The following is an 11,777-nucleotide window of genomic DNA, read 5'->3' as shown; positions in this document are numbered from 1 at the left end:
TTCCTTTTCCGGTACGGGATTTGGCTTCGGTTAATCCATCGATTACCTGTTGCATATCGTTACCATCTTCAATCTCCATTACATCCCAACCAAAAGCTTCAAATTTAGCTTTTAGGTTACCCATTGGTAAAACGGTTTCTGTGCTTCCATCTATTTGCTGGCCGTTTAGATCTACTGTAGCAATAAGATTATCTACTTTATTTCCGGCAGCATACATAATAGCCTCCCAGTTCTGGCCTTCTTGCAATTCACCGTCACCTAGAAGGGCGAATACCAAATGATCATCTTTATTTAGCTTTTTAGCTTGAGCAGCTCCAAGAGCAACTGACATTCCCTGACCCAGAGAACCTGAAGCTACGCGAATTCCCGGTAGGCCTTCATGTGTTGTTGGGTGACCTTGCAACCTGGAATTAATAAGACGAAAAGTATTAAGTTCATCTACAGGAAAATAACCACTACGGGCCAAAACGCTATAGAAAACCGGTGAAATATGTCCGTTGGAAAGAAAGAAAAGATCTTCATCTTTCCCGTCCATATTAAACTCGGGTTTGTGTTCCATAATTCCGCCCTGGTACAAAGCGGTGAAAAATTCTGTACAACCAAGCGAACCTCCCGGGTGTCCCGAATTCACCTTGTGAACCTGCCTTAAAATATCCCGGCGAACCTGGGTGGCAAAATCTTCTAATTCTTTGATCTTTGACATTAAAGTAAAATTGTGTTGTTAAAATGATAGCCACAAAAATAGCTTTTTATAAAGCTTTGTCAAAGTGCTTGCCTTCCAGTTATTAAGAAAACTAACCAAGTAACTAACAATTTACTGGTGTAAACTTCTTTTATTAAATTTTCAATCGATTGCGATATTTAAAAGCTCTGGTGCTGCCTTTTAATCAAAAAAAATATTTTAATGCCTCTTGGGTTTGTCAAAAGGAAGTTTACTTGAGTATCTTTGCACTCACTTAAAAAGTATTATGAAATTTGATTTGTTGAGTACCGATACCGGTAGTAAAGCCCGCGCCGGGACCATTACCACCGATCACGGTAAGATTGAAACTCCTATTTTTATGCCTGTTGGTACAGTAGCTTCGGTTAAAGGAGTGCACCAGCGGGAACTTAAAGAAGATATTAATCCCGATATAATTTTAGGAAATACCTACCACTTATATTTACGTCCCCAAACCGAAATCCTTAAGAAAGCCGGCGGTTTACATAAGTTTATGAACTGGGATCGAAATATTTTAACCGATAGCGGTGGGTACCAGGTATACTCCCTTTCTGCCAGAAGAAAAATTAAGGAAGAAGGTGTAAAATTCAAATCACATATAGATGGTTCTTACCACGTTTTCACTCCAGAGAATGTGATGGAAATTCAACGAACTATTGGTGCCGATATCATTATGGCATTTGATGAATGTACACCATACCCTTGCGATTATAAATATGCAAAACGATCTATGCATATGACGCATAGGTGGCTGGACAGGTGTGTAAATCATTTGGAAAAAGTAGATCCTTTATACGGGTTTGATCAAACGCTTTTCCCTATAGTTCAGGGAAGTACTTATAAAGATTTAAGGAAACAATCGGCAGAATATATCGCTTCAGTAGGAGCAGAGGGTAATGCGATTGGCGGACTTTCAGTTGGAGAACCTGCTGAAGAAATGTACGCGATGACCGAGGTTGTTACTGAAATTCTTCCGGAAGATAAACCGCGATATCTAATGGGAGTAGGTACGCCTATTAATATTTTGGAAAATATTGCACTGGGAGTAGATATGTTTGATTGTGTGATGCCTACCAGGAATGCCCGTAACGGGATGCTTTTTACCGCTCACGGGACTATTAATATAAAAAATAAAAAGTGGGAAGACGATTTCTCTCCTCTAGATGAAATGGGAACTACTTTTGTAGATAAAGATTATAGCAAAGCTTATGTTAGGCATTTATTTAGTGTAAATGAACTTCTCGGCAAGCAAATTGCTACTATTCATAATCTCGGATTTTACATGTGGTTGGTACGTGAAGCCAGAAAACATATCTTAGCCGGAGATTTTGCCAGCTGGAAAAATATGATGGTAAAACAAATGGATAAAAGACTTTAGACTTTGAAAATTTTAGATTGGTACATATTAAAACGTTATTTGGGAACTTTTTTCCTTATGCTTTTACTATTTATACCAATTGGAATTACGGTTAATCTTGCTGAAAAAATTGGAAAAATACTGGATAATGAAGTGCCGTTTATAGAAGTGGCTCTTTATTATGTAGACTTTACAATCTATTTTGCCAATTTATTATTTCCGCTTTTCCTGTTTTTATCGGTTATTTGGTTTACCTCCAAACTGGCCAATAATACTGAAATTATTGCCTTTTTGAGTAGTGGGGTTTCTTTTTGGAGGTTCTTAAGACCTTATCTTATTGGCGCAACTATTGTTTGTATTTTAGCGCTTATTCTTGGAATGTTCCTCGCGCCAAAAGCCAGTAAAGGTTTTAATGAATTTAAATACGAATATCTTAAAAAAGGAGCCGAAACCCAGGAAACCAGGGATGTTTATAGGCAAATAAATGATAATGAATTTATCTATGCCAGCCATTTTCAGCCATTGGGGAAATCGGCTAGAAATTTCACTTTAGAACATTTTGAAGGTAATAAACTTGAATATAAAATAAGTGCCACCAGTCTAAGATTTAATCCCGAGGACACCACTTATTCTTTAACCAATGTAAATAAACGAATTGTTGGGGTAGATGAAGATTCTATAATTCATCAGAATAAGTTGGATACCATTCTTCCTTTTGAATTTGATGAATTAACCCCTGAAACTTATATCGCTGAAACTTTAAACTATACCGAGCTAAACGAGTTTATTGAGCAAGAACGCCGCCGCGGTTCTGGAAATATAAATAGATATTTGGTGGTAGCTTATAAGCGATGGAGCATTCCTGTTTCCGCATTTATTCTTACCATAATTGCAGTAGCTGTTTCCTCTATGAAACGTCGTGGAGGGATGGGTGTAAACCTTGCCGTTGGAATTACTTTAGCCTTTATATTTATATTTTTCGATAAGGTTTTTGGCACTATGGCAGAGCAATCTACCTTTTCTCCTTTAATTGCTGTTTGGTTTCCTAATATCAGTTTTGGTATTCTGGCAATTTTTCTACTTTATAGAGCCAAAAGATAAGAGAAGAAATTTCTCAAAATTTAATGGTCTTTCTGTATAATTCTTCCTTTTAAAGTTTGTTATATTTGTAGGCTAATAAAAAACAAACCATATCAACTTATGGAATATTTAGAATTTGAATTACCCATTAAAGAGTTGGAAGAGCAGTACGCAAAAGCCTGTAACATAGGTGAAGAGAGCGATGTTGATGTTACGGCTACCTGCAGACAAATTGAAAAGAAATTAAAGGAAACCCGAAAAGATATATATAAGAATTTAACGGCCTGGCAACGGGTTCAGCTTTCCAGGCATCCAAACCGCCCCTATACTTTAGATTATATAAATGCAATTTGTGGTGATACTTTTTTAGAGCTTCACGGCGATAGAAATGTAAAAGACGATAAAGCAATGATTGGCGGGCTTGGTAAAATTGAAGACCAGAGTTTTATGTTTATAGGTCAGCAAAAAGGCTATAATACTAAAACCAGACAATACAGAAATTTTGGGATGGCAAATCCTGAAGGTTACCGCAAAGCCTTACGTTTAATGAAATCTGCAGAGAAGTTTGGTCTTCCTGTAGTGACATTTGTCGATACTCCGGGAGCTTATCCTGGGCTTGAAGCTGAAGAACGCGGCCAGGGAGAAGCTATTGCCCGAAATATCCTGGAAATGACAAGGCTAAAAGTGCCAATTATTGTAGTTATCATTGGAGAAGGTGCCAGTGGAGGTGCTTTAGGAATTGGGGTTGGCGATAAGGTAATGATGCTTGAAAATACCTGGTATTCGGTAATTTCTCCTGAATCCTGTTCTTCTATTCTTTGGCGTAGCTGGGAGTATAAAGAGCAGGCAGCAGATGCATTGAAACTTACCGCTAAGGATATGAAAAAACAGAAATTGATAGACGAAATTGTAAAAGAACCAATCGGAGGTGCTCATAGCAATAGAGAGGAAACTTTTAATACGGTAAAAAATGCAATTTTAGGAGCTTATTCTGAATTTAAAAACTTATCACCAACAGATTTAGTTAATAAAAGAATGGATAAGTATTTAGATATGGGGGTTTTTAAAAGCTAATACCTTACATACCATAACTTCTTAAATTTCCGAAACCCTGGTTTCGGTTTTTTTTGCACTTATCAACACTATTATTAAGTTTTCAACAGGCAGATTGTTGATGACTGGTTAATTAAGTAAGTGAATTATAATTAAGATGCTCTTAACAAATTTTATACTTTCGTGATATGGAAAAAATCACCGCCCCACAACAATTTTCGGCAAAGAAAAGCAACGTAATTAGCCTTGAAAAAGGAAAACTTCCTCCACAAGCTGTTGATTTAGAAGAGGTTGTGTTGGGGGCAATGATGATTGATAAAAAAGGGGTAGATGAAATTATTGATATCCTTAGCCCTGATGCTTTCTATAAAAACTCCCATAAATTAATTTTTGAAGCCATACATAAGCTCTTCGAAAATACAGAAGCGATTGACTTATTAACCGTTTCTAACCAATTAAAGAAAGACGGCAATTTTGAAAAAACCGGGGGCGATTATTACCTGATTCAATTAACTCAAAAAGTATCATCTTCAGCGCATATTGAATTTCATGCGCGTATAATTCTTCAGAAATATATTCAGCGTAGTTTGATTAAAATTTCAAACGAAATTATTGAAGAAGCTTACGATGAATCTACAGATGTTTTTGATCTTTTAGATAGTGCTGAAGCCAAATTATACGAAGTAACCCAGGGGAATATTCAAAAGTCTACAGAGACTGCCCAAAGTTTAGTGATTCAGGCGAAGAATAGAATTGAAGAAATCTCTAATAAAGAAGGTTTAAGTGGTGTTCCTTCAGGCTTTGATAAGTTAGACCAGTTAACTTCCGGGTGGCAGCCCAGTGACCTTATTATTGTTGCGGCGCGTCCCGGTATGGGTAAAACGGCCCTTACTTTATCTATGGCCAGGAATATTTCTGTTGGCCAGAATATGCCGGTGGCATTTTTCTCTTTGGAGATGTCGGCAGTGCAGCTAATTACCCGATTAATTTCTTCGGAAACCGGTCTTTCTTCAGAAAAATTAAGAACGGGAAATCTTGAAAAGCACGAGTGGGAGCAACTTAACGTAAAGGTGAAAGATTTAGAAAATGCACCTCTATTTATAGATGATACGCCTTCACTTTCAATTTTTGACCTTAGGGCAAAAGCCAGGAGGTTAGCTTCCCAGCACGGGATCAAGCTTATTGTAATTGATTATTTGCAGTTAATGACTGCCGGTGGAAGTCAAAAAGGCGGCGGAAACAGGGAGCAGGAAATTTCTACAATTTCGCGTAACCTTAAAGCACTTGCCAAAGAATTAAACATCCCGGTAATTGCACTTTCCCAGTTATCACGTGCCGTGGAAACTAGGGGAGGAAGTAAGCGACCATTGCTTTCTGACCTTAGGGAATCTGGAGCGATTGAGCAGGATGCAGATATTGTTTCCTTTATTTATCGTCCCGAATATTATAAAATTGAAGAGTGGGATGATGAAGAACGTACACCAACCGATGGGCAGGGTGAATTTATTGTAGCCAAGCACAGGAACGGTGGACTGGAAAATATACGTCTTAAATTTATTGGTCATCTTGGTAAATTTGATAACTTAGAAGAGTTCGATTCGCCTTTTGAGTATCATTCAAAAATGAATACCGGCGAAAATGATGAGAATGAATTTAATTCTCCAAACCTGCCTAACCCAAGTGCGAACGAAGCTTTTGGTAGCTCTATGAATAGTGGGTTTAATAATGATGACGATGACGAAGTTCCATTCTAAAAATTCTGATAAAATAAAGAAGAGTAAACTTAATAACATTGTTTTAAAAGACCAGAAAAGCGGGAAATTTACCGTTCTTCTGGTCTTTTTTGTTTTCCTGTTTTTAAATTCTATCCAGGTTTTGGCGTCACAATTGCTTATTCCTATGGACGAAGACGCTCAAAAGAATCATTTAAAAGCCTACGGAATAACCTATTTTGCTTTAGAAGAAGAGTTAGAAGTTAGATGGTTGCTCAATTATCGCGGTGGTTCGTTTTTAATTTCAAATACCGAAAAATTACGTAAAGAATGCCAAATACGTGGAGTTTCTTTTGAAGTAATAAGTGACGATAAAACCCAGTCTATTTTAGAAGAAATCAGTAGTCCTTCCCAGAATATGGAGACCGTGGTCTTAGAGAAAGCTCCAAAAATTGCGGTTTATTCTCCCCAGGGAAATAAACCCTGGGACGATGCGGTGACTATGGCACTTACCTATGCCGAAATTCCTTATGAAACTATTTACGATGAAGCCGTTCTAAACGATGCCCTGGTTTTATTTGACTGGCTGCATTTGCACCACGAAGATTTCACCGGCCAATATGGGAAATTTTACAGAACATTTAGAGCCACGCCCTGGTATATTCAGGAAAAAGAAGAATCTGAAGCTTTGGCGCAAAAGTTAGGCTATGATAAGGTTTCACAAGAGAAATTAGCCGTAGCTCTAAAGATAAGGGATTATGTTGTTGGTGGCGGGTTTATGTTTGCCATGTGCAGCGCTACCGATAGTTTTGATATTGCTCTCGCCGCAGAAGGCGTGGATATTGCTGAAACTATGTTTGATGGCGATCCCAGCGAACCCGGTTATCAATCTAAAATAGATTTCAGTAAAACATTCGCCTTTACCGATTTCACCCTGGAACGCAGCCCGATGGTTTACGAGTTTTCTTCCATAGATATGACTGCTAAAAGAAATATTCCGAAGGAAACCGATTATTTTGCGCTGATGGATTTTTCAGCAAAATGGGATGTAGTGCCGACTATGTTAACTCAAAACCACACGCGATTGGTTAAAGGATTTATGGGGCAAACTACAGCATATAATCCCAATAATATTAAAGCGAATGTTTTAGTGATGGGAGAAAGTAAATTAAATGGTGAAGCTCGTTATATCCACGGAATAAAAGGAAAAGGATTTTTCACTTTTTACGGAGGTCACGATCCTGAAGATTATCAGCATAGAGTAGGGGATCCAAAGACCGAACTTGATTTGCACCCAACTTCCCCGGGCTATAGGCTTATTTTAAATAATGTGCTTTTCCCGGCGGCCAAGAAAAAGCCTCAAAAAACCTAAGATGAAACTAAGTCTTTTGTTGAAAATACTAAGTGTCATCAACTTGATTTTGGTGATATTTCTCATATTAGATTTAACTAATGTACTTACATTGCCTTCTTCGGTATATGGAATTTTATTAATTTCAGTTGGGATTTTAACTGCAACAGGAATTTATTTAAAAGAAAATAATAAGAAGTAACTATGAAATTTTTTCAGAAGGAAATAAAATTAAAAGCGAGATCAAGAGGTTTTCATATTGTCACTGGCGAAGTAGAGAGTGAATTACCAGAATTAAAGGAAATTAATTCTGGAATGTTGAATGTTTTTATTAAACATACTTCGGCAGGAATTACCATCAATGAAAATGCCGATCCTACGGTGCGCGATGATTTTGAAAGTCATTTTAATGAAATGGTTCCGGAAAATATGCCATATTACAAACATACTTTAGAAGGGGCTGATGACATGCCTGCGCATATAAAAGCATCTTTACTTGGCAGTTCGCTTCAAATTCCGGTAACTAATGGAAAATTAAATTTAGGAAGCTGGCAGGGAATTTATCTGGCAGAACATAGAGATAATGGTGGTTCCCGAAAATTAGTTTTAAGCCTTTACGGAGTTTAAGCGGAGATACCTGCACGCTGAATTGGCTGATAATATTAGTGTACTGGTCGCAAATAATAGGTCATTAATAAATATAAGTACAAAAAAATCCGGCTCAAAAGAACCGGATTTTTTAAATAAGAGAGTGTATAACTGTTTGTATTTACTTTACTTTATCTACAACTGCTTTAAAAGCTTCTGGATGGTTCATTGCCAAATCGGCAAGTACCTTACGGTTTAAACCTATTCCATTTGCTTTTGCAGCTCCCATAAATTGAGAATAAGACATACCGTGTTCACGGGCTGCAGCGTTGATACGCAATATCCACAGTGAACGGAAATTACGTTTCTTTACTTTGCGGTCTCTATATGAGTAAAGCATTGCTTTCTCTACCGCGTTTTTAGCTACTGTCCAAACGTTTTTACGACGTCCGAAGTAACCTTTTGCTTGCTTAAGAACCTTTTTTCTTCTGGCTCTCTTTGCAACTGAATTTACTGATCTTGGCATATTTTTATGTGTTTTGTAGCAGGCGGTCGATAATCGACACTTTTAACTTAAACTTCAATCTTTCACACTAAGCGCGATCGAAGTGTTGCCCAACTCCAGGGTTTTTAAATTAATTAAACCGTTAAGAGCTTATTGTTACTTTAAACGCAACATAAGTTTAACATTGTCCTTATCTGCATCGTGTACTAAAGTACTATGCGTTAAGGCTAGCTTACGTTTTTTAGACTTCTTTGTTAAGATGTGGCTTTTAAACGCGTGCTTTCTTTTTATTTTACCAGTACCGGTAAGCTTAAAACGCTTTTTGGCACTAGACTTTGTTTTCATTTTCGGCATGTTATCCTCTTTTTATATTATAACTCTCTTATTATTCTTTATTCTATTTTGCTTTTCTTGGAGATAAAAACATAGTCATACGTTTTCCCTCAAGTTTTGGCATTTGTTCTACTTTTCCAAGTTCTTCAAGATCCTGAGCTAATCTAAGCAATAGGATTTCACCTTTATCTTTAAAAACGATAGATCTACCTTTAAAAAATACAAAAGCTTTTAGTTTTGCACCATCTTTTAAAAATTTCTCTGCATTACGTTTTTTAAACTCGTAATCGTGATCATCTGTATTAGGACCAAAACGTATTTCTTTTACAACCACTTTACTCGCTTTGGCTTTCATTGCCTTTTCGCGTTTCTTTTGTTCGTAAAGAAACTTTTTGTAATCCATCGCTTTTACCACCGGTGGTTTAGCATCTGGAGATATTTCTACCAAATCCAAACCTAAATCTTCGGCTATGGTTAATGCTTCTTTGGTTGGATAAACGCCCATTTCTACATTATCACCTACAAGGCGAACTTCTTCTGCCCTGATTTTTTGGTTAATCCGGTGTTGATCCTCTTTAACTGCTCTAAGCGGTCTCTTCGATTTTTTTCTACGTATTGCTATGGCTGATCTATTTTTGGTTAAACTTCAAACGTCTTCAACGTTTTTTTGATTTCGTTATTTATTATTTCGGCAAAGTCTTCAACTGGCATTGTGCCTATATCGCCTTCCCCTCTCTTTCGTACAGAAACCGTACCATCTTGTTCTTCCTGTTCCCCTATAATCAACATATATGGGAATTTATTCATTTCGGCTTCTCTTATTTTCTTTCCAATGGTTTCATTTCGGTTATCTGCCAAAGCGCGAATTTCGTTATTTTCCAGCAAAGTTAAAACTTTTTGGGCGTATTTTTCATATTTCTCACTGATTGAGAGCACCATAGCCTGCTCGGGCATCAACCATAATGGAAAGTTACCGGCTGTATGTTCCAATAATATAGCTATAAAACGTTCCATGCTACCAAATGGCGCACGGTGAATCATTACCGGGCGGTGTGTCTCATTGTCACTTCCTTTATAGCTAAGTTCAAATCTTTCTGGCAGGTTGTAGTCTACCTGAATGGTGCCAAGTTGCCAGCTTCTGCCAAGAGCATCTTTCACCATAAAGTCTAACTTAGGTCCATAAAATGCGGCTTCCCCGGTTTCAACAACATAATTAAGACCTTTTTCTTTTGCTGCATTAATTATGGCAGTTTCGGCTTTTTCCCAAACATTATCAGATCCTATATACTTTTCTTTATTCTCCGGATCTCTTAAAGAAACCTGTGCGGTAAAGTTTTCAAAACCTAAAGAATCGAATACATATAAGGTAAGGTCTATTACTTTTTTGAATTCTTCATCTAATTGATCTGGAGTACAGAATATATGAGCATCATCCTGGGTGAAACCTCTAACACGGGTTAATCCGTGTAATTCCCCACTTTGTTCGTAGCGATAAACAGTACCAAATTCAGCAAAACGTTTTGGAAGATCACGGTAACTCCAGGAGCTAGCGTTATAAATCTCGCAGTGATGAGGGCAGTTCATAGGTTTCAATAAAAATTCCTCACCTTCATTTGGAGTATGAATTGGCTGAAAACTGTCTTCACCGTATTTAGCATAATGGCCGGAAGTTACATAAAGTTCTTTTTGACCAATATGCGGACTTACTACCATCTCATAACCTGCTTTTTTCTGTGCCTTTTTCAAGAAATCTTCCAGGCGCTCTCTTAAAGCAGCTCCTTTTGGTAGCCATAGCGGAAGTCCCTGTCCAACTTTTTGAGAAAAAGTAAATAATTCAAGTTCTTTCCCTAGCTTACGGTGATCTCTTTTCTTTGCTTCTTCAAGCAGTTCTAAATATTCTTTTAATTCTTTTTGCTTCGGAAATGAAATTCCATAAACACGAGTTAACTGCGGATTATTTTCATCGCCTCGCCAGTAAGCTCCGGCAACACTCATTAACTTCACCGCTTTAATAAAGCCGGTATTTGGAATATGGCCTCCTCGACAAAGGTCTGTAAAGTTGTCGTGATCGCAGAAAGTGATCTCACCATCTTCCAGGTTTTCGATTAATTCAACTTTAAACTGATTGTTTTGTTTCTTATAATAGGAGAGGGCATCTGCTTTTGAAACTTCCCTTAATTTAAAATCATGTTTTTCACGGGCAATCTCCAACATTCGGTCTTCGATCTTCTTAAAATCGTTTTCAGAAATCTTATGCTCGCCAAAATCTACATCATAATAGAATCCATTTTCAATGGCCGGCCCAATAGTTAATTTAGAACCGGGGTACATTTCTTCTATCGCCTGGGCCATTACGTGAGAGGTAGAATGCCAAAAGGCTTTTTTACCTTCGTCGTCTTTCCAGGTAAATAAGGTTAAACTGCCATCTGTTGTTAATGGCGTAGAAACTTCTACAATATTGTTGTTGAATTTTGCTGAAATTACGTTTCGGGCCAGTCCAGAGCTAATGCTATTAGCAACATCCATTGGAGTGGTACCTTTTTCAAATTCTTTTATACTGCCATCGGGCAAGCTTACCTTAATCATGTATATGTAGTTTTAATGAGCGCAAAGATAATAGGTTGATTTTGCCTGCGCAATATACTTATATATAAAGGAGAATATTTATTGCTGAAATATTAAAAAGGAGTAATTTTTCTTTATGCTGAAACATTAACTTTTGTCTCCCCAATATTTCTTTAAAATTTTTTATCTTACAAGTTCCTTTTATTGAGAAGTTTAGGAATTGGTTTTAAGATTTCTTTAAAAAATTATTATTTGGAGCTTGCGGGGGAATAAAACCGCAGTATATTTGCACCCGCTTTGGGACACAACGAGGGTTGAGAGTAGAAGCGGAGAAGTTCATTACATATTGGGATACGGTGATTTTTTAAGGTTGGAAAAGCTTTAAAAAAATAAAAGTAAAAAAACTTATTTTTTTACTTGCCAGAATCAAAAGAGGGTGTATATTTGCAGCCGCAAAAACAGCGAAGGTTTTTAATTAAAACGGGAGTTGTTTTTAAAGTTCTTTTGAGAAT

General features: G+C 37.2%; 11 protein-coding genes. 6 read left to right on the top strand and 5 right to left on the bottom strand.

Annotation, left to right across the window (positions count from 1 at the left end; genetic code table 11):
• A partial coding sequence (locus tag J0871_RS16020; RefSeq protein WP_208226226.1) for a transketolase occupies positions 1 to 703 on the bottom strand: 703 nt, incomplete at its 3' end.
• Positions 704 to 968: 265 nt separating this feature from the next.
• Here J0871_RS16020 and tgt point away from each other — a divergent pair.
• The 6 genes from tgt to J0871_RS15990 all read left to right on the top strand — a co-directional run bounded on the left by tgt (position 969) and on the right by J0871_RS15990 (position 7,901).
• A complete protein-coding gene (gene tgt / locus J0871_RS16015) occupies positions 969 to 2,099 on the top strand; it encodes a tRNA guanosine(34) transglycosylase Tgt (protein WP_208226225.1) in 1,131 nt (376 codons plus the stop codon).
• 3 nt (positions 2,100 to 2,102) lie between these two features.
• On the top strand, positions 2,103 to 3,179 hold the full coding sequence (locus tag J0871_RS16010; protein WP_093306084.1) for an LptF/LptG family permease: 1,077 nt from the start codon (positions 2,103 to 2,105) through the stop codon (positions 3,177 to 3,179).
• A gap of 99 nt (positions 3,180 to 3,278) precedes the next feature.
• Entirely contained in the window at positions 3,279 to 4,232 is a 954-nt protein-coding gene (locus tag J0871_RS16005) for an acetyl-CoA carboxylase carboxyltransferase subunit alpha (protein ID WP_075327587.1), read from the top strand.
• A gap of 167 nt (positions 4,233 to 4,399) precedes the next feature.
• The gene (gene dnaB / locus J0871_RS16000; protein ID WP_093306082.1) at positions 4,400 to 5,965 is read left to right on the top strand and encodes a replicative DNA helicase; all 1,566 of its coding nucleotides are present in this window, start codon (positions 4,400 to 4,402) and stop codon (positions 5,963 to 5,965) included.
• Entirely contained in the window at positions 5,946 to 7,295 is a 1,350-nt protein-coding gene (locus tag J0871_RS15995) for an asparagine synthetase B (protein ID WP_346014352.1), read from the top strand. The genes dnaB and J0871_RS15995 overlap by 20 nt, the downstream gene beginning before the upstream one ends.
• 183 nt (positions 7,296 to 7,478) lie before the next feature.
• On the top strand, positions 7,479 to 7,901 hold the full coding sequence (locus J0871_RS15990; protein ID WP_208226224.1) for a secondary thiamine-phosphate synthase enzyme YjbQ: 423 nt from the start codon (positions 7,479 to 7,481) through the stop codon (positions 7,899 to 7,901).
• Positions 7,902 to 8,043: 142 nt separating this feature from the next.
• Here J0871_RS15990 and rplT read toward each other — a convergent pair whose 3' ends face one another.
• From rplT to thrS, 4 genes are all read right to left on the bottom strand, one after another.
• On the bottom strand, positions 8,044 to 8,388 hold the full coding sequence (rplT, locus tag J0871_RS15985) for a 50S ribosomal protein L20 (RefSeq protein WP_075327584.1): 345 nt from the start codon (positions 8,386 to 8,388) through the stop codon (positions 8,044 to 8,046).
• Between the two features lie 135 nt (positions 8,389 to 8,523).
• Positions 8,524 to 8,721 (bottom strand): 50S ribosomal protein L35, encoded by a 198-nt coding sequence (gene rpmI, locus J0871_RS15980; protein WP_037319922.1) that lies wholly within the window; start codon positions 8,719 to 8,721, stop codon positions 8,524 to 8,526.
• A 43-nt stretch (positions 8,722 to 8,764) separates the two neighbouring features.
• A complete protein-coding gene (gene infC, locus J0871_RS15975) occupies positions 8,765 to 9,316 on the bottom strand; it encodes a translation initiation factor IF-3 (protein WP_075327583.1) in 552 nt (183 codons plus the stop codon).
• A 23-nt stretch (positions 9,317 to 9,339) separates the two neighbouring features.
• A complete protein-coding gene (gene thrS, locus J0871_RS15970; RefSeq protein WP_208226223.1) occupies positions 9,340 to 11,286 on the bottom strand; it encodes a threonine--tRNA ligase in 1,947 nt (648 codons plus the stop codon).
• Positions 11,287 to 11,777 lie beyond the last annotated feature (491 nt).

Origin of the sequence: Salegentibacter sp. BDJ18 (genome assembly GCF_017579965.1) — a bacterium.
GTDB lineage: Bacteria > Bacteroidota > Bacteroidia > Flavobacteriales > Flavobacteriaceae > Salegentibacter.
Note: the sequence above shows the minus strand (reverse complement) of the source record. Positions and strands in the feature narration are given on the sequence as shown.

What these genes read in the sequence shown, in the direction of transcription:
- J0871_RS15995 (WP_346014352.1), top strand. Translation starts at nt 5,946, where the DNA reads ATGACGAAGTTCCATTCTAAAAATTCTGATAAAATAAAGAAGAGTAAA.
- J0871_RS16005 (WP_075327587.1), top strand. Translation starts at nt 3,279, where the DNA reads ATGGAATATTTAGAATTTGAATTACCCATTAAAGAGTTGGAAGAGCAG.
- rplT (WP_075327584.1), bottom strand. Translation starts at nt 8,388, where the DNA reads ATGCCAAGATCAGTAAATTCAGTTGCAAAGAGAGCCAGAAGAAAAAAG.
- rpmI (WP_037319922.1), bottom strand. Translation starts at nt 8,721, where the DNA reads ATGCCGAAAATGAAAACAAAGTCTAGTGCCAAAAAGCGTTTTAAGCTT.
- thrS (WP_208226223.1), bottom strand. Translation starts at nt 11,286, where the DNA reads ATGATTAAGGTAAGCTTGCCCGATGGCAGTATAAAAGAATTTGAAAAA.
- dnaB (WP_093306082.1), top strand. Translation starts at nt 4,400, where the DNA reads ATGGAAAAAATCACCGCCCCACAACAATTTTCGGCAAAGAAAAGCAAC.
- tgt (WP_208226225.1), top strand. Translation starts at nt 969, where the DNA reads ATGAAATTTGATTTGTTGAGTACCGATACCGGTAGTAAAGCCCGCGCC.
- J0871_RS15990 (WP_208226224.1), top strand. Translation starts at nt 7,479, where the DNA reads ATGAAATTTTTTCAGAAGGAAATAAAATTAAAAGCGAGATCAAGAGGT.